This window comes from Psychrobacillus sp. (assembly GCF_032154225.1).
GTDB lineage: Bacteria > Bacillota > Bacilli > Bacillales_A > Planococcaceae > Psychrobacillus.
In genome coordinates this window covers 60,878-85,978 of the sequence record NZ_JALDYF010000010.1, presented here as the reverse complement: position 1 = coordinate 85,978, position 25,101 = coordinate 60,878, and the positions used below count along the sequence as shown (strand labels likewise).

19 protein-coding genes are annotated in these 25,101 nt (G+C 37.1%); 4 read left to right on the top strand and 15 right to left on the bottom strand.

Translation table 11 applies throughout. The features are described 5' to 3' along the window. Positions 1 to 35 precede the first annotated feature (35 nt). A complete protein-coding gene (locus RUH95_RS13795; RefSeq protein WP_313893462.1) occupies positions 36 to 1,076 on the top strand; it encodes a DUF418 domain-containing protein in 1,041 nt (346 codons plus the stop codon). 14 nt (positions 1,077 to 1,090) lie between these two features. Here the strand turns inward: RUH95_RS13795 and RUH95_RS13790 are convergent, their stop codons facing one another. From RUH95_RS13790 to kdpF, 5 genes are all read right to left on the bottom strand, one after another. Further along, complete coding sequence (locus RUH95_RS13790) at positions 1,091 to 2,803, bottom strand: methyl-accepting chemotaxis protein (RefSeq protein ID WP_313893461.1); 1,713 nt, start codon at positions 2,801 to 2,803, stop codon at positions 1,091 to 1,093. Between the two features lie 141 nt (positions 2,804 to 2,944). Continuing rightward, a complete protein-coding gene (kdpC, locus tag RUH95_RS13785; protein WP_313893460.1) occupies positions 2,945 to 3,583 on the bottom strand; it encodes a potassium-transporting ATPase subunit KdpC in 639 nt (212 codons plus the stop codon). A 13-nt stretch (positions 3,584 to 3,596) separates the two neighbouring features. Then, on the bottom strand, positions 3,597 to 5,663 hold the full coding sequence (gene kdpB / locus RUH95_RS13780) for a potassium-transporting ATPase subunit KdpB (RefSeq protein WP_313893459.1): 2,067 nt from the start codon (positions 5,661 to 5,663) through the stop codon (positions 3,597 to 3,599). A gap of 15 nt (positions 5,664 to 5,678) precedes the next feature. Then, entirely contained in the window at positions 5,679 to 7,373 is a 1,695-nt protein-coding gene (kdpA, locus tag RUH95_RS13775) for a potassium-transporting ATPase subunit KdpA (protein WP_313893458.1), read from the bottom strand. 29 nt (positions 7,374 to 7,402) lie between these two features. Continuing rightward, the gene (gene kdpF / locus RUH95_RS21530; RefSeq protein ID WP_397469511.1) at positions 7,403 to 7,483 is read right to left on the bottom strand and encodes a K(+)-transporting ATPase subunit F; all 81 of its coding nucleotides are present in this window, start codon (positions 7,481 to 7,483) and stop codon (positions 7,403 to 7,405) included. A gap of 264 nt (positions 7,484 to 7,747) precedes the next feature. Here kdpF and RUH95_RS13770 point away from each other — a divergent pair, with 264 nt between their 5' ends. Together RUH95_RS13770 and RUH95_RS13765 are read left to right on the top strand one after the other, a co-directional pair. Continuing rightward, the gene (locus RUH95_RS13770; protein WP_313893457.1) at positions 7,748 to 10,459 is read left to right on the top strand and encodes a sensor histidine kinase KdpD; all 2,712 of its coding nucleotides are present in this window, start codon (positions 7,748 to 7,750) and stop codon (positions 10,457 to 10,459) included. Further along, a complete protein-coding gene (locus RUH95_RS13765) occupies positions 10,452 to 11,156 on the top strand; it encodes a response regulator transcription factor (RefSeq protein WP_313893456.1) in 705 nt (234 codons plus the stop codon). Before RUH95_RS13770 ends, RUH95_RS13765 begins: the two co-directional genes overlap by 8 nt. Before the next feature lie 81 nt (positions 11,157 to 11,237). On the opposite strand, the gene RUH95_RS13760 is transcribed toward RUH95_RS13765, so the two are convergent. The 9 genes from RUH95_RS13760 to RUH95_RS13720 all read right to left on the bottom strand — a co-directional run bounded on the left by RUH95_RS13760 (position 11,238) and on the right by RUH95_RS13720 (position 22,952). Beyond that, entirely contained in the window at positions 11,238 to 11,519 is a 282-nt protein-coding gene (locus tag RUH95_RS13760; protein WP_313893455.1) for a DUF1292 domain-containing protein, read from the bottom strand. A gap of 101 nt (positions 11,520 to 11,620) precedes the next feature. Next, entirely contained in the window at positions 11,621 to 13,525 is a 1,905-nt protein-coding gene (locus RUH95_RS13755) for an endonuclease MutS2 (RefSeq protein WP_313893454.1), read from the bottom strand. A 373-nt stretch (positions 13,526 to 13,898) separates the two neighbouring features. Next, positions 13,899 to 14,948: a D-xylose ABC transporter substrate-binding protein gene (gene xylF / locus RUH95_RS13750; RefSeq protein ID WP_313893453.1), complete on the bottom strand. Its 1,050-nt coding sequence runs from the start codon at positions 14,946 to 14,948 to the stop codon at positions 13,899 to 13,901. Then, positions 14,945 to 16,501: a response regulator gene (locus RUH95_RS13745; RefSeq protein ID WP_313893452.1), complete on the bottom strand. Its 1,557-nt coding sequence runs from the start codon at positions 16,499 to 16,501 to the stop codon at positions 14,945 to 14,947. Before RUH95_RS13745 ends, xylF begins: the two co-directional genes overlap by 4 nt. Next, positions 16,479 to 17,942, bottom strand: coding sequence for a sensor histidine kinase (locus tag RUH95_RS13740; protein ID WP_313893451.1), 1,464 nt, complete (start codon positions 17,940 to 17,942; stop codon positions 16,479 to 16,481). Before RUH95_RS13740 ends, RUH95_RS13745 begins: the two co-directional genes overlap by 23 nt. Then, positions 17,939 to 18,922, bottom strand: coding sequence for a sugar ABC transporter substrate-binding protein (locus tag RUH95_RS13735; protein WP_313893450.1), 984 nt, complete (start codon positions 18,920 to 18,922; stop codon positions 17,939 to 17,941). The genes RUH95_RS13740 and RUH95_RS13735 overlap by 4 nt, the downstream gene beginning before the upstream one ends. Positions 18,923 to 19,045: 123 nt before the next feature. After that, positions 19,046 to 20,221, bottom strand: a complete 1,176-nt coding sequence (locus RUH95_RS13730; protein ID WP_313893449.1) for a sugar ABC transporter permease — start codon at positions 20,219 to 20,221, stop codon at positions 19,046 to 19,048. Positions 20,222 to 20,232: 11 nt separating this feature from the next. Continuing rightward, positions 20,233 to 21,753, bottom strand: a complete 1,521-nt coding sequence (locus tag RUH95_RS13725; RefSeq protein ID WP_313893448.1) for an ATP-binding cassette domain-containing protein — start codon at positions 21,751 to 21,753, stop codon at positions 20,233 to 20,235. Between the two features lie 89 nt (positions 21,754 to 21,842). Continuing rightward, positions 21,843 to 22,952, bottom strand: coding sequence for a sugar ABC transporter substrate-binding protein (locus tag RUH95_RS13720; RefSeq protein ID WP_313893447.1), 1,110 nt, complete (start codon positions 22,950 to 22,952; stop codon positions 21,843 to 21,845). 206 nt (positions 22,953 to 23,158) lie between these two features. Here RUH95_RS13720 and RUH95_RS13715 point away from each other — a divergent pair, with 206 nt between their 5' ends. Next, positions 23,159 to 23,452 carry a helix-turn-helix domain-containing protein gene (locus tag RUH95_RS13715; RefSeq protein ID WP_313893446.1) on the top strand — a complete coding sequence of 98 codons (294 nt, stop codon included), beginning with the start codon at positions 23,159 to 23,161 and terminating at the stop codon, positions 23,450 to 23,452. 104 nt (positions 23,453 to 23,556) lie between these two features. On the opposite strand, the gene RUH95_RS13710 is transcribed toward RUH95_RS13715, so the two are convergent. Beyond that, on the bottom strand, positions 23,557 to 24,804 hold the full coding sequence (locus tag RUH95_RS13710; RefSeq protein WP_313893445.1) for a mechanosensitive ion channel family protein: 1,248 nt from the start codon (positions 24,802 to 24,804) through the stop codon (positions 23,557 to 23,559). Positions 24,805 to 25,101 lie beyond the last annotated feature (297 nt).

The window sequence follows — 25,101 nt, the reverse complement described above, 5'->3', positions numbered from 1 at the left end:
GTCCTTCCTTAATATGGACAATTAGGAGGTTTAAAATGAAAGAACACCAACTGAATAGGCGGATTGATGACCTTGATTATTTAAGAGGTTTTGCATTACTAGGTATTATTTTAGTGAATATACTCCCTTTATTAAATATTAATGTTCCAGCGACAGATACACTTGATGCAAGCTATCAAAGATTTTTATATTTATTCGTAGAAGGTCGCTTTTTTACTATTTTCTCTTTCTTATTTGGCGTAGGTTTTTACCTTTTCATCTCTCGTGCAATAACAAAAGGGGAAAGGGCTTATATTTTATTTACCCGTCGACTCATCGCATTATTCGTGATGGGAATAGTCCATTCCACATTCCATCCAGGAGAAGCATTGTTGTTTTATGCCGTTATCGGGTTTATCATACTGCCTTTTTATAAAGTAAATAGAAGGATTAACCTTGTAATTGCACTTATACTATTATTGTTTTTCGCATCGGCAGCAGCAAAAGCAGGTCTCATAATCCCGTTAATGCTATTAGGGCTAGTTTGTGGACAATACGGTGTATTCGAAAACCTTTCACAAAAAACAAAAAAGCTAGCAATTTTCACGACAGTTGCGTTCTTATTTAGTGCAATCGGACTTTACATCCAATATCAAAGTATACCTTCTACACCATTCTTCCACATGATTTTTGCAAATGAAGATGGCACGTTCGATGAAACGAGCACGTTTTTGAGGTTAGGTATTACCATCGGGCCCTTATTATCTGCATTTTATATTGGACTTCTATTATTACTTTTGCGATTCAATATATTCCAAAAACTATTTGCACCATTAAAATATTATGGTCGAATGGCATTAACAAATTATTTAGGGCAAACATTTTTTATATTAATAGCTGCCAATGTACTTATCACTTCTCAGCTAAGCTATATCGACACATTGTTCATATGCCTGTTCATCTATGTATTCCAGCTTATATTTAGCATAATCTGGCTCCGCTTTTTCGTTATGGGCCCACTTGAATGGCTTTGGCGAATAATCACTTACTGGAAGGTTATCCCTTTAAGAAAAAAACAATCCGACCTGAATAGTTAAGGTCGGATTGTTTGTTAAATGGAAAACTTCTTCGTTAATGTAAATAAATCATCTGATAAATTAGCCAGCGTATCGACACTTGATGCTATTTCTTCGAGAGTAGCATTTTGTTGTTGAGCCGAAGCAGCGCTTTCTTCTATACCAGCAGCCGCCTCTTCTGAAGACGAGGCAATTTCTTGAAGAGAATGACTTACCCCTTCACTAGACCCATTAATCAAAGTTAAATTAGTTGAAATATGTTGAATTCTCGTCATCATATCGTTCATTGATTCATGAATTGTATGGAAGCTTTCTTGGCTAATTTGTATCTGTTCGTTACCAAGTGTAACTTTCTCATAACCGACTTCCAATGTTTCTACTACTTCTTTGGTTTCTAATTGAACATTGCTAATAATACCCGTAATTTCTGTAACCGACTTAGCAACCTGTTCGGCAAGTTTGCGCACCTCATCAGCAACAACTGCAAAACCTTTACCCGACTCTCCTGCACGAGCCGCTTCAATAGCTGCATTCAATGCCAATAAATTCGTTTGCTCTGCTATTGCTTGTATCACTTCTACCAAAGTGAATATTTTAGCAGACATATTCTCTAACTCTTTTACTTTATCTACAGATTCAGTCATTATTTTCGTGATTTCTTCCATCTGAGTAACAGATACATCCATTTGCTTACTGCCTTCTAAAGCGTGATTGAAAACATCCTTGGATACTTTTTGGAGTTCCTCTCCTTCTACTGTAGATGCTTTTATTTGTGCATTAAGATCTTCTAGCGATGAAGAAATATCAGTAGTCGAGCTAGCTTGTACTACTGTAACAGAAGCGAGTTCTTCCATTGTTGCGGCAATCGACTCTGCTCCTGTACTTACCGACATCGAAGCCTCAGTTAAATCATTCGTTTGTGTTTTTACTTCTCCCGCTAACTCCTGCATTCCCAAAATCATTTGTTTTATATACTGAATCATTTTTTGAGAGGAGTTATCTAATTGACCAATCTCATCTTTTCTATTTAATTGAATTGGTTCAAATTGTAGATTCCCTGCTGCTATTAATTGATTCACATGTACGAGTTGAGAAATTGGTTTCGTAATACTTCGGATAAGGAAGAATCCTAGTACTGCCATAGTAACTAGTATGACTACAATGACAATGGCTATTGTAATTATCGAAGTTTGTATGCTTTCATTAATTTCATCTATCATTTCGACTGCGGATATTTCTATGCTTTCCTGAATAGAATTAATTTCATTTCGAGTAGTTTCAAAATCTTCTCGCAAACTATTGAGTGAGGGAATGGAAACTTCTGTACTATTCATCAAAATAACTTTTGCATCCTTCTCCCATTGATCGAACATTCCGAAAAATTCAGAGAAATAACCGCCAATCTCTCCTTGGTTAACTCCAGTGTCATTAATAAGTATTTCTTGAGCACTTTGCATTCTTTCACGTACTTGTGCAATATTGTCATCAAAAACAGCTTGCGCATTTGCCGAGCTCTTATTTATCAATGCATCCTTTATAGCTTGCTCTGCCTGATAAAAATCACGGTCTGCATTTAGTAGATAAGAACTTGATTCATATAACTCCGTATATAGTTCTTTTTTCATTTCATTCGCAGTTTGATTTATTTTTTGTATTAACAGTCCGCTTATAACGACAATTACAATAATCATAAATCCTAGAATACCAAATAATTTAGTACCAATTTTCCAATCGTTCAACTTTTTCATAGAATCTTCTCCTTTTCTTCATATTACCCCCTCTTTATGCTGTGTCAATATCTATTTTGTGAAGATTTGAGCCATTATCTTTTTGAAAAACCCTACAATCCACAAAAAAAGAGAAGGAATAATTTCCCCCTTCTCTTCCACTCATCTCTTTTTCATCTGTTCAAATATATCCAAGTTTGCACCTAGGACGTTTACTTTATCTTCTCCAATTACACCTAACACACTACTATCCGTGTTTTTTTTGATAATTTTCTCCACTTCTACAATCGAGATTCCACTTGCTTGGGCAATGCGTTCTACTTGAATTTGAGCTGCATCTACACTTATATGCGGATCTAAGCCGGATCCAGAAGCAGTCATCAAATCAGCTGGAATTTCTTCTCGATTTACTTTTGGATTAGCTTTTAAAAATAGTTCAATATCAGCTTCTATTCTTTTTTGTAGTTCAGGGTTAGACGGAGCATAATTGAAAGAACCAGAGCTGACACCACTATAGGCTGTTTCACCATTTTGATCTGGCACCTTATCTTCTTTTGTATAGACATTATAATTTATGGAAGATACGCGCCCCCATAAATACTCAGGTGCCGTAAATGCCTGCCCTAAATGTTCAGAGCCTACAATTTTTCCATCTACTTCTATTAAACTACCATTTGCCTCATAGTTAAAAAAAGCTTGAGCAACTCCTGTGACTGCAAATGGGTAAATCAAACCACATAAAATAAACATTACTAAAGTGACCAGCAGTGCTTGTTTAGAGTTTTCTAAAAATGCCTTCATAAAGCTTTTCCTCCTATAGGCCAATCACATGTAGAATTGGTCCAATTATTAAATCAATCATTTTAATACCGATAAATGGAGCGATAATACCGCCTAGTCCATAAACTAGCAAGTTCTTGCTTAATAATTTGGATGCACTCATCGGCTTGTATTCTACTCCCTTCATAGCAATCGGGATTAGCATTGGGATGATTATGGCATTAAAAATCAATGCAGATATGATTGCACTTGTAGGTGAATTTAGCATCATAACATTTAAAGCGCTCATTTCTGGAACTGCTACCATCAGCATTGCTGGAATAATTGCAAAGTATTTTGCTACATCGTTCGCAATACTAAATGTCGTAAGAGCCCCTCGTGTCATGAGCAATTGTTTTCCGATTTCCACAATTTCAATAATTTTCGTTGGGTTTGAGTCTAAATCAACCATATTTGCAGCTTCTTTTGCTGCATTTGTCCCAGAGTTCATCGCGAGCCCAACATTTGCTTGCGCGAGTGCGGGTGCATCATTTGTACCATCACCAGTCATTGCCACAACTTTTCCAAGTGCTTGCTCATCTTTAATGACTTTTATCTTATCTTCCGGTTTACTTTCTGCGATAAAGCTATCCACGCCTGATTCCTTAGCGATGGAAGCTGCAGTAAGCGGGTTATCCCCTGTACACATGATTGTTTTAATACCCATTGCACGAAGCTGCTCAAAACGTTCTTTTAAACCTGGTTTCACAATATCTTTTAAATAGATGACACCTAGAATATTATTGTTTTCCATTACAACTAGGGGTGTTCCTCCAACTATTGATACTTGATGAACTAGTTCCTCTAAATCCTTAGGAATAGTATGACCAGCAGCAATACACTCTTTTCTAATCGTATCGTAAGCACCTTTGCGGATTTTAGTTCCATTTTTCATATCAAGCCCGCTCAAGCGTGTTTGTGCTGAGAATGAAATGTGATTGCTCGTATTTATAATCATTTTCTCATCAGCAGTGTCCACGTTTAATCTGCAAGCGAGTAATAAAATAGATTTCCCCTCTGGTGTGTCATCCGTAAGAGAACTAAGCCATGCAGCTCGGATTAGCTCTTTTTTATTTACACCTTTCACAGCAGTAAATTCAGATGCCATACGATTTCCATAAGTGATAGTTCCTGTTTTATCCAAAATCAATGTATCCACGTCACCACATGCCTCGACAGCTCTACCTGACATGGCAATTACATTGAACTGTGTTACACGATCCATCCCCGCAATACCGATTGCAGATAAAAGACCTCCAATGGTCGTTGGGATTAAACAAACAGTCAGCGCAATTAGCGTTGCTATAGGAATATGCACATTTAAGTAAGTAGTCATTGGATAAAGAGTAACTACAACTAGTAAGAAAATAATAGTAAAACTAACTAATAGTGTGTTCAGTGCTATCTCATTCGGTGTTTTTTTACGATTCGCCCCTTCGATAAGGCTAATCATTTTATCAAGGAAAGATTCTCCAGGCAGTGATGTGATTTCTATTTTTAGCCAATCACTTGTCACAGTCGTACCACCTGTAACAGACGAGAAGTCACCACCGCGCTCTTTTACAACAGGGGCAGATTCTCCCGTGATAGCCGATTCATCAACTGTAGCAATCCCTTCTATTACATCCCCATCGTTTGGAATGACTCCACCTGCCTGAACTAAGACAATATCGCCCTTTGTCAGCTCACTCGCTTGCTTCATTACCTCAGAACCATCGGGAAGTAGGACACACGCCTCAGTCGTTGTTTTTGATTTTTTTAGCGTCTTTACCTGTGCTTTTCCTCGTCCTTCTGCAATAGATTCAGCAAAGTTCGCAAATAGTATTGTGATGAATAGGATAAAAGCTACGATAACATTATAGAGACGATCATTCTCCCCTGCTCCCTCATCCAGCATAGTCGGAAAAATAGTTAACATTAGAACAAATATAAAGCCAATCTCCACTACGAACATAACAGGATTTTTTATCATATATATCGGATTAAATTTTTTAAAAGCTCCTACAATTGAACTTTTCATAATATCGCGCGTTATAAAACTTTTCTTTGAAGCAGTTTCCATTATTGTCTCTCCTCGTCAAGAACGTATTTGTAAATGTTCTGTAATTGGACCGAGTGCCAATGCAGGTAAAAATGTTAAAGCCCCAATCATCAGTACAATTGCGACAAGCAGGAATGTAAACATTGCATTGTCTGTTTTCAATGTCCCTACCGAATCGCTATGCCATAATTTAATAGCAAGTAGTGATGCAATAGCTAGTTGAATAATAATAGATAGATAGCGACCAAAAAACATAGCAAGGCCAGTCGTTACGTTCCAAAATGTCGAGTTATCAGCTAATCCTTCAAAACCAGAGCCATTGTTCGCTGAGGAAGATGCGAACTCATACAAAACTTGCGATAATCCATGTGCACCCGGATTTGTGATTCCAGCTACCCCAGATGTTGTTGCCACTGCAAGTGCTGAAAACAGCAGTATGATTGCGGGGTGGATTAATATACAAAGAGCTATTAACTTCATTTCTTTTTCCTCAATTTTCTTTCCTAAAAACTGGGGAGTTCTACCGATCATTAGACAAGCAATGAAGATGGTCAGTAGCACATACATCATCATGTTCATGAGTCCGACTCCCTTACCTCCGAAAACAACGTTCAACATCATGTTAAACATTGGTACGAGGCCACCAATTGGCGTTAAGGTATCGTGCATATTATTAACAGATCCAGTTGTAAAAGCAGTTGTAACAGTAGTGAAAAGTGCGGATTGTGCAACACCAAATCGCATTTCCTTCCCTTCCATACTGCCAAGATCCTGCGTGATGCCAAGCTCACTTATAATCGGATTCCCTGCACGCTCTGCCACAAAACAAGTAACCAATCCGATTAAAAATAGAACACTCATCGCTGCAAAAATGACTAGCCCTTGTTTACCGAATATTGTTTTCTTTCGACGATGAGCAACCATTAAACTAAACGCTACAACACAGGCACCTGGCAACAGCATCATAGAAAGCATTTCTACAATGTTTGAAATTGCAGTAGGATTTTCAAATGGAGTTGTTGAATTAGCCCCGTTAAACCCTCCACCGTTTGTTCCCACATGCTTAATAGATTCAAGAGATGCTATAGGTCCAAGAGCGATATCCTGCATCTTCCCCTCTATTGTCTGAACGGTTTTATTCGAACTGAGGGTTTGCGGAACACCTTGAGATACTAAATACACAGCAACTACGATAGAAATTGGCATTAATATACGTGTTATTACTCGTACAAAATCCACAAAAAAGTTGCCTATTGTATCAGTCTTTGCCACTAATCGGCGACAGAAGGCCATGCAAGCTGCATAACCTGTAGCTGCAGATGTAAACATCATGAAGATGATAACCAGCATCTGAGACAAATAACTTAATCCTGATTCTCCACTATAATGCTGAAGATTTGTATTCGTCATAAAAGAAATAATTGTATTGAAAGAAAGTGTCGCTTCCATATTATCAATGCCATTTGGATTTAAAAATAAAGCTGACTGAATCCGCAATAAGACGTATCCAATGAATATCATAAAAGCATTCGAAAGAATCAGTGCCAGCACATATTGTCTACCCGTCATATTAGCTTGCTTGATGCCGCTAAGTTTGTATATGACATTATCAACTCGGTTTAGTACAGGATCGAGCCACGTCTTTTTCTCCATGGTCACATGATACATATAATGGCCCGCTAGAATAACTAGTGGTAAATAAATGATCAAAACAATGGCTATTTGCCACATATTCCTTACCTCCTAAAAGTAGATTCAAGTTAATATTTTTCTGGATAAAGTAATGCATGACCTAAATAGCCAAATAGCAATACGATGATAATCCCCAATCCTAACCACATAGCTATTTCCTCCTTACTGATTAACTTGTTTGTAGCACCAAATTGTCAGTCCATAAAGACTTGCAAAACTTATAACTAGTAAACTAATCATATAAACGTCCATCAATTGAATCATCCTTTCTCTATTGGATGTGTTCATCATAATGGAATTCAAATTAATGTAGTGTTAGGAAAAAGCTTTTTATATTAAGGTGGCATAAAGATTAAAATCTTTACGCTATCTTAATGGAAGATAGGACTATAATGTAATGGAGGTGATGGGTGATGGGAGACACACGTCCAAGTCCAGAGGCGTTTTTAGCAATGATTGAACAAGAAGAACAAGAAGATAAAGTAGGCAAGCTAAAGATATTTCTTGGGTACGCTGCGGGGATAGGTAAAACGTATGCGATGCTAGATGCTGCTCAGCAAGTAAAAAAAATTGGAATAGATGTTGTCATAGGTTATGTAGAACCACACGACCGACCTGAAACAACAGCTTTACTAGAAGGACTTGAACAAATACCGACTAGAAAAATAGATTATAAAGGAAAGACTTTTGAAGAATTGGACATCGATGCGGTGCTAGAACGTAAGCCAGAGCTTGTACTGATTGATGAGCTAGCTCATACAAATGTACCGACTACTCGCCACTTAAAACGTTTTGGCGACGTGGAGGAATTGCTTGCAAAAGGTATCCATGTGTACACGACAGTTAATATTCAGCATATTGAAAGCCTTCACGATTTGGTGGAAGAAATTACTGGAGTGAACGTACGCGAACGTATTCCTGATTATTTAATTGATCAAGCGACACAAATAAAGCTAGTAGATATTGAGCCCGATGATTTAATTCAACGATTAAAAGAAGGTAAAATTTATCACTTAAAACAAGCAGAAAAAGCGATCGATTTCTTCTTCCGAAAGCAGAATTTAGAGGCACTTCGCGAAATTGCACTGCGTAGAACTGCAGACATAATTTTTCATCAAAAGACGTGTAAGAATGATTCTTTAGGTCAAACCATACATGTAGAGGAGCATATATTGGTTGGCATCAGTAGTTCACCAACCAATGCGAAAGTTATCCGAACAGCAGCTAGACTTTCACAAGCTTTTCATGGCAAATTTACAGCACTTTACGTACAGAAAGTTGATAAGAACGATAGTAACGAAGTGAATTCTGAACGGCTAAAGCAGAACATCAAACTGGCTGAACAACTTGGTGGAAATGTCGTGATTGTACAGGAAGATGATGTAGCAGTTGCACTTGCGAATTATGCAAACATAAGCGGTGTGACAAAACTTGTAATAGGACGAACCACTTTAAAAAAGAAATGGTGGCGTGTTAACTCCAAAATAGGCGACCGAATCAATGACTTTGTTCCGAACCTAGCAATACACATTGTACCTGATGAAGAGAACGAACCTATGCGATTTCCTGAAGTAAAACCTCATCTTAAGTTTGAATGGATGGACTTACTTAAAATGTTTGTCATATTTTCTTTGGCATCATTCATAGGATTACTTTTCTTCGAATTTGGTGTTAGTGAATCAAATATTATTACAATCTATATTTTAGGAGTATTAATACTTGCAACATGGACATCTGGTTGGATAGTAAGCATTATAAGTTCACTAGTGGCGGTGCTTCTTTTCAACTTGTTATTTATCGAACCTCGTTTTTCATTCGAAGCATACTATCGAGACTATCCAATGACGTTTTTAATCATGTTTCTTTCCGGTTTTATTACTAGTAGCTTAACTAGGAAAGTAAAGAAGCAAGCTATCGTTGCAGTTCGTAAGTCTTATAGAATGGAAGTATTACTCGAAACAAATCGTAAATTACAAAAAGCAAAGTCAATAGAAGAAATCATCCATGAAGGCATGTCTCAAATTGTAAAACTAGTCGAAAAGCCAGTTGAGTTTTTTGAAATAGACAAAAATCTAATCGTAAAGTCTATTTTTTTTCAAACAGTTAGCATGACTACTCTAGAAAATAAAGAAGTGGCAACCCTGTTTGACAATGTAAGTGAACGTGGCGTAGCAAGCTGGGTAGCAAGCAACAACCATGTAGCAGGTGTGTCAACTGATATCTTTCCAGAAGCAAAAGCATACTATTTGCCATTCATATCTGGTGGCGATGTGAAGGGTGTTATTGGAATAGCTCTAGCAAAAGAAGCTCCATTACCAGCGTTTGAGCGTCATATTCTACACGCTATCATGAATGATTTTTCATTCGCGCTTGATAAATGGTATTTACAGAAGTTGAATGAAGAAGTTGCTCGTGAAGCAGAACTTGAACAAATGCGAGCAAACCTTTTAAGGGCAATTTCTCATGATTTAAGGACTCCCCTTACAAGTATTTCGGGAAATGCTGAGATATTGTTAACAAATGGAGAAAAGATTAATGACGGACAAAAAACACAATTATATCAGGATATTTATAGTAATTCGAAATGGCTCGTACAAATGGTGGAGAACTTGCTTGCTGTTTCTAAATTAGATGATGGCAAACTTGCAATTGAGATACAACCAGAACTTGTGGAGGATATTATGCAAGAAGCACTTTTACACGTCGTTCGCATAAACGATACGCATCAAATCTCTTACCATGTCGAACCTGAATTATTATTCGCATTAATGGACGCACGTCTCATCATTCAAGTCATTATTAACATGATTGATAATGCACTCGCCTATACGCCAGCAGGTAGTGAGATAATCTTAACGGCAGTAGAAATGGATAGCTATGTTCACTTTAGCGTCGCGGATAATGGACCTGGCATTGAAGAATCCTTAAAAGTAAAACTATTTGAACCTTTTACAACAGGTAAGGTGCAGCGAAGCGATAGTCGGAGAGGTCTGGGACTTGGTTTAGCCTTATGTCAAACAATTTTAAAATTACACGACAGTGAACTAACTGTTGCAGATAATGAACCAGGGGGTACGATTTTTAGTTTTTCTCTTAAAAAAGGAGTTGTAAACGTCCATGAATAAACGCATCCTTGTGGTAGAAGATGATGTAGCTATTGGTCATTTGATAAAGATGACATTAAATACACAGCATTATGAATACGAGACTGTACAAGATGGCCAAAACGCACTGCAAAGGACGATTTCGATGAAACCCGATGTAATTATTCTAGATCTAGGGCTACCTGATATGGACGGTGTTGAAGTTATTCATAAAATCCGTAGTTGGTCTCAAACTCCCATTATAGTTGTGAGTGCCAGAGACGAAGAATATGATAAAATCAACGCCCTCGATGCTGGTGCGGATGATTACGTAACGAAACCCTTTAGCGTAGATGAATTACTAGCTCGTATTAGAGTAGCATTAAGGAGAAACATAAACGAGCGCAATATCGATCAGGATCAACCAGTATTCGTAAACGGTAATTTAAAAATTGATTATTTAGCAAACACAGTGTTTGTTCATGGCGAGGAAGTCCATTTGACGCCTATTGAGTATAAGTTATTAGTCGTACTGTCTAAGCATGTTGGAAAAGTACTAACACATAACTTTTTATTGAAGGAAGTCTGGCTAAATGCACTTCAATCCGACGTCCCTAGTCTACGTGTCTTTATGGTAACTTTGCGAAAAAAAATAGAAGAAGACCCAGCAAACCCTAAGTATATACAAACACATATACGCGTCGGATACCGAATGCTTCGCTACGGCGGAGACAAATAAATAATTATCAATAACATAAAAAGAGCTGTTTTACTTGAATATATCATTCAAGTAAAACAGCTCTTTTCTTAAACATTTTATTTATTCAGCTTCTGCTGCTTCTTCTGCTTCTCTAAACGCCGATGAAACTTTATCAAATTCCTCGTCATTATCGATCATAGATAATTCTCCGCCATCTCCGATACGGAAAAAGAACACATCGATTTCTTCATCTGTCTCATCATCTTGGATATCTTCTACAAAACCAACCGCAGTGTAGTCGACCTCTTCAACAGTTAATAGACCAATTACTTCCATTTCCTGTTCTTGATCATTTTCATCTAACACCATAAACGTTTGGCCAATCTCAATTTTCTCTTCCATTCCAATCTCCTCCTAATATATGTTCATCCAATTTTTTTCAACGTATATACGAATTATCCATCATACCAGACTTTTTTGCAAAATTAAACGACTAAGAAACATTATTCAGTAAGCTTTTTTTTCATATCTAATGAAACCTTCTTCAATGCTTTCTTTGAACCTCTCTCCATATCATGTTGAAACTTTCGTTCGCTATAGCTAACAAATAATGAATTCAAATCGTATCCATCTGGATATAAATCAATTGCTTTTCCTTCTAATTCAATTCTTTTTGCATTTACTTTCACTACTTCACTTTTATAAAATACGAAAACATTATTCAGACTATCTCTTTTCCCGTACACAATTCCAAAATCATTTTGTTCCAGTAATTTTACCCTATCTCCGATTTCGAAATCATACGATGCTTCTTCTTGAACAGTAACCTGTATTTGCTTCTTAATTTTACTTTCTTTCACACGTTCCAAATCATAATTTTTATTGTCTATATAATGCTGTGCTTTTTGCAGCACTTTCTCACGTACATTCATTTTTCTAGAAATCCATAAAGCATTGCTGTCTCCTGATTTACCGATTAACAATTTATACTTTGGCTCTAATACTTCACTGTCGAATTGCATAGCCGCATTCATGAAATCACTATGAATTTCGGAGTAGCGTTTAATTTCACCGTAGTGAGTTGTCGCAACTGTTATACATCCCATTTGATAAAACTCTTCCAGAATTGCAATAGCGAGAGCAGCCCCTTCGTTTGGCTCCGTACCACTGCCGATTTCATCGAACAGAAGAAGCGTATTATTCGTTGATGCACTCATAATTTCCGATATATTTTTCATATGTGAAGAAAAGGTACTCAGCGAATTTTCAATGCTTTGATTGTCTCCAATATCAACAAATAATTGATCCACAACAGCAATTTCCGTACCTTCACCAGCCGCAATATGAAAGCCTGACATAACGGCCAACGTTAGTATGCCTATCGTTTTCAGCACGACTGTTTTACCACCAGCATTAGGCCCTGTGATGATTAAACTACGATAGTCTTTCCCAATTTCAAAGTCCAACGGAACAATATTTCCAGTCAAAAGAGGATGCTTACAGTTCTTCAACTTAATATACCCATGATTATTCAACTTCGGCTCTATCCCGTCCATACTTTTACTATACTTCGCTTTCGCGAAAATCATGTCATACTGCCCAATAAGCTCAATGTTAATGTTGATCTGTCTAGCTTCCTCCAAAATACTTCCTGAAAGAGTTGCTAAAATTTGATACTCTTCTATTGATTCTTCTGCTTTTAGAACTGCCAACTCCGCATTTAACTTAGATATTGCTGCTGGTTCTATAAATACAGTAGACCCTTTAGACGAGGCTTCCACAATCGTTCCAGCTACTTGATTTTTATAAGAAGCTTTAATAGGAATCGTAAAACGGTCATCTTTTTTACTAATAAAAAATTCTTGTATATATTCTTTATTAGCACTGCTTTTCAAGAATTTATTCAACCGTTCTTCTATTTTATCTTCTGCCTTATCCATATGATTACGGATACGTTTTAATTCTTTACTTGCTTCAGAGTCCACCCTATTTCCTCTAATCGAGTAATTAATGCTTTCTTCTATGGTTGTGAATTCCATCATCGAATGAACGTAAGAATGTAATACTGGTGCTATAAATTCTTTATCTAGCATAAACTTTTTTATCATTCTACAGCCTCTTAAAAAGTCCGATATTGCGACTAACTCGGAAGGACTGAGAATCATTCCTTTTTCAAGCTTATCCATTTGGTGACTTATATTTGAAATTCCTTTTAGCGGAAGATGATTTTCGGCATTCAACAGATTTCTCGCCTCAGTTGTCTCATTTAGTCTATTTTTCACAACTTTACTATTTGAACTTGGTTGAAGCTTATCAAGTAATTCCTTCCCTAAACTACTAACACAGTGTGATTTCACAATCTCTTTTAGTTCGTTATATTGTAATTTTTCATATGTCATTGTATTCATGGTGTAGTCCTCCTATTAAATAAAATCAAAAATACCCGCAAAGGTCGATCCTACCTTCCATTTTTACGGCATAAACCGAAAAATGAGTAGAAAGCTCCTGCGGGCATTTTTATCGTCAACAAATAAATGTAATCGACGATAGAATATATGGAAAAGGAGGCAGTCTAAAGGTAGGTATCCACAAGGCTTTCTAGCTTTGTGAAATAAGGCATATCAAATAGACTAGGATAATCCTAGTTATTAAAAACCTTATTTAACTAAAATAAATTAGTTCATACCTACTTCTAACATACCCACCACACCTTTTATTGGAATGTTTTTATTATGACATCTTTAGGAAATGGAGTCAATCGATGATGATTAAATCAAAGCTCTACTCCCCATAAACATCTCCAACAGTATGAAACCCATCTGAAATAACAGTACTATCCAAGTTATGCTCATTTACAGCTATAGGAGTTAGTAACACCGAAGGAACTTCGATCTTGCCGTTATTTACTTTCCGATCAGCAATTATTTCTTCCCCTTTTGCCATCGCAACTGCTAACTTTGCTATTTCTTGTGAAAGTGTCTGAATCGGCTTATACACCGTCATTGTTTGTGTCCCAGTCACAATTCGCTGCACACCTGCCAAATCTGCATCTTGTCCAGCAACTGGTATTTTCCCTGCTAGCCCCTTCGCTGCAAGTGCTTGAATGACCCCACCTGCAGTTGCATCATTTGCTGCAATGACCGCATCGATCTGCATATTTGTTGTGCGTAGTGCTTCTTCCATATTTGCTTGCGCATTTACTGGAGTCCAATCCTTTGTCCACTGGTCATAAATAATATTAATATCACCACGTTCAATGTACGGACGAAGCACATTAAATACACCTTTTTTCAATAAATGGGCATTATTATCCGTAATTGCACCACCAATAAACACATAATTCCCCTTTGGCACAAGCTCAGTAATCGCTTTCGCCTGCATTTCTCCCACTTGTTCATTATCAAAAGATACATACAAATCGAGATCCGCATTTTTAACAAGCCTATCATAAGCGATTACTTTAATACCCGCTAAATGCGCCTTATGTACAATCGCAGCGGTTGCTTCTGCATTATGTGGAACGATTACTAAAAGGTCTATGCCACTTTGGATAAGCGTCTCTGCTTGTGAAATTTGAAGCGCATCGTCACCATTTGCTGCAACAATCTCCACTTCTGCACCTAGCGCTTCGACCGACTTCTTAAACAACTCACGATCTTTTAGCCAACGTTCTTCCAGCAATGTGTCCATCGAAAATCCAATACGAATCGGCTTCGTTTTTTCACTAAAAGGTGGCACTTGTTTTTCTGGGACTTGCTTTGGCGTTCCTGTACACGCAGCTAACAGCAACACCATCACTAAAAGCCATATTACTTTAGCTTCCCGCTTCATCCACTTTCCACCTCAGCTTTTTTACTCCATAACTTTTTTCGATATTCCTTTGGAGATACACCGCACATTTTCTTAAATACTTTGCTAAAATAATTCGGCTCATGATAGCCAATCTCAAATGTAATTTCCTTTAAACTTCTCTCTGGATCATTCAACAGCCTCTTTGCTTTTTCAATTCGGCATTCCGTTAAAAAATCAATATAGTTAATACCAAGCTTTTCCTTGAACATTTTACTAATATAAATCGGACTCAAATTTACCTTTTGTGCAAGAATATCTAGTGAAATATCTTTATGTGAATGCTCTTGAATATATTGTTTCACTTGCTGTATTTTATCGTCTTCCATTCGAGCAAAATATTCCTCATAAATAGCAATCATCCGCTTTAGTATGATAAGCATTTCCGTTCTTAATTGACGATAGTCCTGTGCTTGAAACGAGAAAAATGGCGTATCCGCTTCTATTCCCATTTCGTCCATCACCCTATTCGCAACCCAAAGTAATTCAAGTACTCGCTGCTGTGTATAGATGAGTGAATATCCTCCATTCTCGTGCTGTTGAATCAAATCCAATGCACCTGAACGAATTGATTCCCAATCTCCTAAATGAATTTGATCAAAGAAATCTTTTTGTTGTTGTTTAATCACCTGACTATTTGTTTCCAAACTAAGGGCTGGGACGTCAGCATAAAACCGACTTTTAACTGCAAGTGTTGCATCTATTGTCGCAATAAGTGCCTCTTGATATGAATGACGAATTTCATCTAGAAGCATATAAACTTGCCCAATTCCTATAAACCAGTCTACACCTAGCTGTTTTTTATCTAGCAACAAAATTGCTTTCGCTAATGTGATTGCTTGCGAACGAAAAGACTTTTCTTGATCACGAAAAACTACAATAGGTAGCTGCCGGCCATATAATGCACCTACCCAAGCATTGCCGATTTCATGAACCTTTTTTTTGATTTGTATATAATAATGCTGCGCTCTTTCAGGCAATAAAACTACTATGACAAATTTTTCATGAGTAGAGCGAATATCTAACATTTCCTCCAGCATATCTATATGCACATCATGCACATGATCAAATAATAATTGCGTCACGATATCTGTTTCTGCCAACACCAACATTTTCTGCCACTTTTCAACTTGCATTTGGCTTACTACCTCTGTTTCACGATCCTGCCTACATTCCTCCAATACCTTTCCAACAGTTTCAACAATCTCACTCGCCTTACTTGGCTTCAGCAAATAATCCTTCACACCGAGTTTAATAGCTTGTCTTGCATAATCGAACATATCAAATGCCGTCACCATTACAAATTTAATCGTCGCATGTTTTTCTTGAATCTTTTCTATTGCCTCAAGCCCTGTCATACCAGGCATCATAATATCCATTAAGATTACATCTGGCTTTATCCTATCAGCAATCTCTATTGCCATCTTGCCATTTTTCTCTTGGTAAATAGTAAGTTCAGGAAATGCCTTTTGTAAAATTGCTTGCATTCCTTCTCGCTCAATCGGTTCATCATCAACGATCAGAAGCTTCATCATTGCTTTCCCTCTCCCTTACTTTTGGAATTTGAATGACCACTTTTGTACCTCTACCTTCTTCACTATCAATCGTCACTAAATCCTCTGTTCCATAAAATAATTGCAATCTTTTCACGACATTTTGAAAACCAATTCCTGTTGAATGTCCTTCTCTTGGTACAACATGTCCCTTTAATAACTGCTCCATTTTCTCTTGCGACATACCTCTACCACTATCTTCAAGTTCAATAACTATCGAAGGTCCATCACTCTTAATACGGAACCAAATAGTTCCCCCTTCTTCTTCCGGCTCAATAGCATGAATGACGGCATTTTCAATGATCGGTTGGAGAGTTAATGCTGGAATTTTTATATGTAAGCAAGATTCGTCTATATCCGAATTAAAATGCAGGCGATCAGTAAAACGTGCTCTTTGGATTTCCATATACTGATTTAACACAACTACTTCTTCAAACAATGTCACAGACTGATCAACGCGTTTCAAATTATATCGTAACAAACCTGCTACGCTGACTAGAAGATCGCTCGTTTCCTCCGCACCATCTAAATATGCTTTTTTTGATAATGTATTCAATGTATTAAATAAAAAATGTGGATTTATCTGACTTTGTAAACCTCTCAATTGACTCTCTTTTAACAATAACTTGCTTTGCTGAAGCTCATGCTCAAGTTGAGCCTTTTGCTGAATTTCTACTATTAAATCATTAATATTTATACGCATTTTATCAAATGTTTTTGCTAAAAAAGCTATTTCATCATTAGACTTTACTTCAATTCGTTGACTAAAGCGCCCTTGAGACAATTCGTTAGCTGCCTTCGTTAATTTATGAATTGGGCGAGTAATACTAAGAGAAAACCAATAAGTAGCTAACAATAATACGACCGTTATTAAAAGCAATAACCAGATTCCTAGTTTTTTCAGTTCTTCTGACTGTTTAATAATATCTCGATAAAATAGATTATACGTTTTCAAGTCTCGGTCTAAAATCGTCAAAGTCATTTCAGATATGTACATTGAAATACGGTTCGCTTCATTAAATTCATTCGCTGATCCTTCTACTTCTTGCTCTTCTGAAAACATAATAGAACGATTCGTTGTTTCAATAAGACTATCGATTAAATGAATATAATTAGTAACCGAAAATGAATTTTCCATATTTCGCAGTTTCGTTACATCTTGTTGCACTGCTTCAATAGCAACAATACTCTTTTCTATTTGTTTTTTATGATGATCCGTTGGAACGAGTAAATAATTATTTAAATTAGTAATTAGTTGCTGACTTGCTGTTGTTACTTCATTCAACTGCAAATAACGCTGCAAAATTTCATTCGATTGCTCTTGTGTTTTCTGATTATAATACGTAAGCATCGTCCAAATAATCCCCATAATTAGCAACATAACAGAAACGAGTATCCAAATCTTTTTTTGAATCGTTGTCATAGTCCTTCACCTTCTGCTTCAATCATGCGTGTTTCGGTGATATATCCATGGGAATCGAGTGGCACAGTTTTACCTGAAATCCATTCCATCAACCATTTAACACTCTCTGAACCCATCTCTTCTGGATTTTGCTCCAAAATTCCATCTAGCTTGCCTTGTTTTAAAAGCGCAGTCGAATCGACCCCGTCATCAAACGTGTAAATATGATACGGCTCTACTTGTGTCCGTCTTCCTATTTCTTGAATCATAGGCCCTGCAAAATTCGCATTGATAGCTATAAAAGCGGACACTTCTGGTTCTTCATTCATCAGCTGTTGGGTCGTTGCCATTACTTGTTCTTTCGTATCTTCTGTCCCTTTTATAATCATTTCTATTTTTGGATATCTACCTAAAACATCTTGAATACCAGCTAACCGTTCTTGTTGGTAATATGCTTGCTCCTGATCTCCAAGTATTACTACTTTTCCCGTCGTTCCCATTTCCTTTACCAGTTGACGTCCAACGACTCTTCCTGCCCAAAATTGATCCGAACCAACATATGTTTTTCGCAAGCTTTCTTCCACTGGCACATCATTTGCAACAGTAATAACAGGAATCCCATAAAAAGCTGCTTTAACCTTTGTCAGCTCTTTAAAATCCTCATTATCTAGCCCCTGCACGATAATTCCATCCACTTTTGAATGAATCGCAATCTCCATTTTTTTCAAAAATTCATCTTGGTTGTTTCCATAGCTTCCCCAAACTTCGAGCTGAACATTTTCTTTTTTAGCCTGTTTCTCCGCTCCTAGGCCAACCCTATTCCAAAAAGGAGTATCAAGCTCCTGTGTAATAAGTACAAGACGAATTGATTCAGGCGCAGACGGGAGACTCGCTGGCATGTCACTACTAGTTGAACGAAGTGCTTTAGTTGCTGACATAATCGTCATATAACTGAAAATAACAATGAGTATACCGAGTATAAAAACAACTTTTTTCCGCATATATTTTCCCCGTTCTGTTTGCATGTTCCTTTTATCTTATCATCCGTTCAGAATTTTACAATAACTCATAAAACGACATTAGGCACCCCACAATTAGGGCGCCTAATATTCTACTATTCTCTTTTAAGCACGTTGCTTACGTGTCATAACATCAAATATTACCGCTCCTGCTAAAACACCACCGCGAATCATATATTGATAGGAAATCCCAACACCAAGTAGATTCATCCCACTAGATAATGAGGCCATTACAATAGCTCCAATAATAGCACCTGTTACCTTACCTACACCACCTGCTGCAGATACTCCACCAACATAAGCTGCTGCAATTGCATCTAACTCAAAAAGAGTTCCAGCTGTAGTTGTTGCTGATTGAAGGCGAGCTGTAAAAAGAATTCCAGATAATGCTGCGAGCATCCCCATTGAACCAAAGACGATATATGTAATCTTTTGTACATTGATCCCACTTAAATGCGCTGCCTCTGGATTACTACCAACTGCATAAATGTGACGACCGAGTACTGTTTTAGTCGTTAAGAAATGATAAATTAATACAACGACAATAATAATAACCACTGTCCAAGAAAAACCGTTATATCCTGCTAAAATCCAAGTAATATAAGCAATAATTGCTGATACTAATATAAGCTTTACACTAAATAACCTCTTCGACATTACTTCAAAGCCATACGTCAATTTATTGCGGCGACCCGAGATTTCATTGTAAATATACAAAAGAATTCCGACAAGCCCAACTAATAACGTCAATAAATGCAATCCGTTAATTTGCATAATCGAAGGAATAAATCCATTGCCAAGTGCATTGAATTGTTCATCCTTCACAATAATTGTCCCCGTTTTTTCCGTCACCTGAAGGAGCGCACCTCGAAATACAAGCATCCCAGCAAGCGTTGCAACAAACGATGGAATACCAACCTTCGCAACTAGTGCCCCATTAACTAAACCAATTAAAGCCCCTAGGATTAAAATGACAGGGATAGTAATCCATACAGACAAGCCCATCTGCGTTAAAAAAATAGCCGCAATTGCACCTAAAAATCCTGCTAAAAAACCAACCGATAAATCAATATGACGAATAACAATAACAAGTGTCATCCCAACGGCTAAAACAGCAATATAACCAGCTGAGTCCAATAAATTACTAATATTTCGCGAAGACATAAATAAGCCGTTTGTCATAATTGTAAATGTTAATAAAATAACGATTAATGCAATATACATTCCATAATCTCTAATATTTGCTTTGACGAGTGCTTTCGCTTCTTTAAAAAATCCCATCGTTATTCCCCCTATTGCGTCGCAAGTTCCATAATCCCTTCTTGTGTCGCTTCCTTCATTGCCAGTTCGCCTTTAATAGCACCCTCTGCCATAACATAAATCCGATCACTCATCCCCAGTACTTCTCCAAGCTCCGAGGAAATCATAATAATACTCATTCCTTCATCAATAAGCTGATTCATAATCGTATAAATTTCAAATTTCGCCCCAACATCAATTCCTCGTGTTGGCTCATCTAAAATCAAAATCTTAGGTCCAGTAAACAACCATTTCCCGAGCGACACTTTTTGCTGGTTTCCTCCACTTAGTTTGCCAACTACTTGCTCCAATGAACTCGCTTTAATATAGAGCGAATCTTTATACTCTTTGCCGACCTTCACTTCTTCATTTAAATTAAGAACTCCATTTTTCGAGATGCCTTTTAAATGTGCAGCAGAAACATTACTCTTAATATCTTGCAGTAAGAACAGTCCGTCTCCTTTTCGATCTTCGGTCACATAAGCAATACCAGCTTTAATCGCCTCACTTGTATGCTTCAATGTTTTGGGAGCACCTAGAATTTCCATGTTTCCATGTAACTTATAGTTTTTCGGATTCCCAAAAATACTAAGGGCAAGCTCCGTCCGACCAGACCCCATCAGTCCAGCGATTCCAATAATCTCACCTTTTTTCAAATGCAGATTAACGTTCTTCACAACATTTCTTCCTAATTGCGGATCATACGCCGACCAATTATTTAATTCGAGAACTGTCTCGCCTATTATCTTATCTGGATGTTTTGGATAAATATCTTCTATGTCACGCCCTACCATGTTTTTAATAATGACATTTTCCGATACTTCTCCTTTACTAGCATCCAACGTACAAATTGTCTGTCCATCTCGCAAAACAGTTACTTTGTCTGCAATGTAAATAACTTCCTTCAACTTATGCGAAATCATAATACAACTAATTCCTTGGCTTTTTAGTTCCTTTAGTAGATTTAATAAATTCTCACTATCGTCTTCATTTAATGCAGCTGTCGGCTCATCTAAAATAAGGAGATTTACTTCTTTACTTAACGCTTTGGCAATTTCAACGAGTTGTTGTTTTCCTACACCTAATTCCTTGATCAATGTTTCTGGTGTCACTTTCAAATTTACTTTTTTCAGTAATTGCGTAGCTTGAACGATTGTTTTATTCCAATCTACGAAAGGACCTTTCTTTACTTCATTGCCAGCAAAAATATTTTCATAAACAGTTAAATCTGGGAAAAGCGCTAGTTCCTGATAAATGATACCGATACCAGCCTTTACACTGTCGCTAATCTCACGAAATTGTTGAACTTGGTCTTCAAATACGATATCGCCATCATATGTCCCTAACGGGTAAACTCCACTCAACACCTTCATCAATGTTGATTTTCCAGCACCGTTCTCCCCTACTAAACAATGAATCTCTCCTTTTTTCACCTTGAAATTCACGCTTGATAAGGCTTTGACCCCCGGGAACTCTTTAGATATGTTATTCATCTCTAAAATATAGTCACTCATTCCATTGCCTCCCTACCCAAACAAAATAGAAATAGAGAAATAGTGATAGATTGCGCTATCACTATTTTTCCTTTTCCAATGTGATTCGCTTACTTTAAACCTGTGAACTCACTTGCTTCATAGTATTTAGAATCGATTAGCTCTGATTGTACATTGTCTTTATCCACTACGATAACGTCTGTTTGTTTTGCTTTTACTTCAACTGCACCATTATCATAAGAACCTGTTGTTGTTGGTGTCTCGCCATCTAAAACTTCAACTGCCATTCCCATTGCATCTTTTACTAAAGTACGCACATCTTTGAATACTGTCATCGATTGTTTTTCGTCGATGATGTATTGAATAGAGGCTTTTTCTGCATCTTGCCCTGTTATGAAGTAATTAGAAATTGCACTGTCAGATGCAAATACATCTGCAATTGAACGTGCTGTTCCATCATTCGGAGCTAAAATGGATACATCACCTTTTTGGCTATCACTTGCAGCCGTTAAATGAGTTTGTGCTTTATTTTTTGCTTCATTTGCATCCCAGTTCGTTGTAATTTGACCAATAATTTTCCCTAGTTGGTCGCGCGAAAGATCCGAAGAATCCTTTAATGCCTCTGCTTCGCTTGAGTTAACGATTTTAAACGTACCGTCTGCAATTTTCGGTTGAAGCACTTTCCATGCTCCTTCGAAGAATAAGAAAGCATTGTTATCGGAAGCTGCTCCTGCATAAAGGTAAAGTGGAACATCTGAGCCCTCTGCATTGTCTACTAAATACTGTGCTTGTGCTGCACCTACTGCTAAACTATCAAATGTTACATAGTAATCCACTGCATCTGTATCTGTGATTAAACGGTCATATGCAATAACAGTGACACCCTCTTTTTTCGCTGCTTCTACCGCTGACGCAGCAGCTGCCCCATCATGAGGTGTAATGATTAATACTTTGATACCTTTATTTAATAATGCTTCTACGTTTTCTTTCTCTTTTGCTGAAGATCCTTGGCTAAATAAAATTTCCGTTGAATATTTTGAGTCTTTTAATGCATCTTTGAAACGTTGCTCATCTTGAACCCATCGAGGTTCATCCTTTGTTGGTAACACAATTCCTACATCAACCGAACTACTTCCCCCACCACTGCTGCATCCAGCAACTACTAGTGCAAATACCATCAATATCGCTAAAAATGTTAACCCCTTAAATTTTTTGATCATTTTACTACCCCTCTTCCTCTGATTAAAAACAATTACAACTTAATTATAAATTCAGTTTTTTCATTTGAAAGCGCTATCAATAGTAGTTTTTTAATATTACCTATACTTTTTTTGCTTTTTGGGGGAAGATGGGTTTTGTTTTTTTCAACTAACTATCCCTTTAATTAGCCAACATATTGACTAATCCTATTTGAGGTGGAATAAATATGGAAGATAAAGATAGCAGACTGGCAGAAACCGTGTTGGATATTATCCGTGTAGCCAACATGTTGGAACGACTAGGTGGAAAATATGTGCATGAAGCAGATCTAAACAGTGTACAACAATACATGATTTTGTCGCTGTTAAATGCTGAATCTAATTTATCTATGGGGGATCTCCATCAAAATACATTGGTGACAAAACAAGCAATAACAGGCGTTGTTGATCGTCTAAAAAAAGAGGTTATTTGGAAATATACAAAGATTCAAAAGATCGTAGAATTACCCGCGTCCTTTTGACTGAGAAAGGTAAGAAGGCATTACAAGCTACACGACCTAAGAGAATTTCTGGAAATTAGGAAGCCTTTTCTATTATTGTATCTTGTACTGCAAAGGTTTTATATTTATTCGCCGATTCTGAGATCATCCCTCATCACTTTAAAATCACTGCCTGCTGGATTTTGAAATAAACGAAGACCAAATTCACCTGCTACAGCGAATAGATGATCAAATATATCTGCTTGTACAGTTTCATAGACAGCCCATTGAACATTATTGGTAAACGCATAAATTTCTAATGGCAATCCGTTATCGCTAGGAGCTAACTGACGTACCATCAATGTCATTTCTTTATGAATACCCGGATGATGTTGAAGATATTCATTGATGTATATCCTAAAGACACCAATATTCGTCAGTGCTCTTCCATTCACCAGATTGTTGCGGTTAACCTTATTTTTGATATTCGATTCCTCTATTTCACGTTCACGCTGGACGAGATAGTCCTGCAAAAATTGAATATGCTTAAAGTCCTCAATCATTTCCCGCGAGCAAAATGCAATACTTGTGGTATCAATATACAAAGCTCTCTTAATACGTCTCCCCCCAGATTCCTGCATCGCCCGCCAGTTAATAAAAGAATCTGAGATGAGCGCATAACTAGGAATCATCGTAACCGTGTGATCAAAGTTCTGCACCATCACCGTATTCAAAGAAATATCGATGACGTCCCCATTTGCGCCGTACTTTGACATTTCAATCCAGTCACCTACACGAACCATATCATTTGCGGATAACTGAACCCCTGCAACTAATCCAAGAATCGAATCTTTAAACACCAACATAAACACTGCAGAAAGAGCCCCTATCCCACTGAGAAGAATAATCGGGCTTTCCCCTACCAAATTAGCGATGACTAAAATGACACCAACGATAATGACAACAATTTTGACAACTTGTATATACCCTTTTATCGGCTTAGCTTTTGACATCTCGTACGTTTGATAGATGTCATTAATTACGCTCAATAATCGATTAATCACAATTAATGCCACAATCATAATGTACGTGAGCGCTAACGTTTCGATTGCTTTTTGATACGTTGGAAAAGAAGATGCAAAGTAATAAATAATAATAGCCGGCACAAAATGGGACAATTTGCGGAACACTTCTCGTTCCAATAAAATGTCATCCCACTTAAACTTGTTCTTGCGAAGAATATGTGTGATAAAACGGATGATCACTTGTTTAGTGATGAAGTTTGCAATGATACAAATTAAAACGATAAAAGTAATCAAAATGACAAAGGATAGTGTGTCAACCCAAGCCAGATCCACACCGTATCCTACTAAACGATTTCGAATAAAAATCAATTGTTCCACTCCTACTATGCTGTGAATTTCAGTTAAAATCGTATTTTACGTAACCCATTTATACTGTAAGCAAGTATAACAGAGTCAATAAAGTTTCTCCTTTTAGCCGATTTTTAAACTACTAGGAAGCGTACCAAGTTATTATTTTTTCCCTTCACAAAAACTTTCATGATCTAATCAAAATATAATAGCTACAGAACAGCAAACACATTTCGGTTTTTGAACTACGAATATTTAACTACTATAATATGCTATTTTTGCTTTCCCAGATCACAATGCCTATCACTAACATGGGAA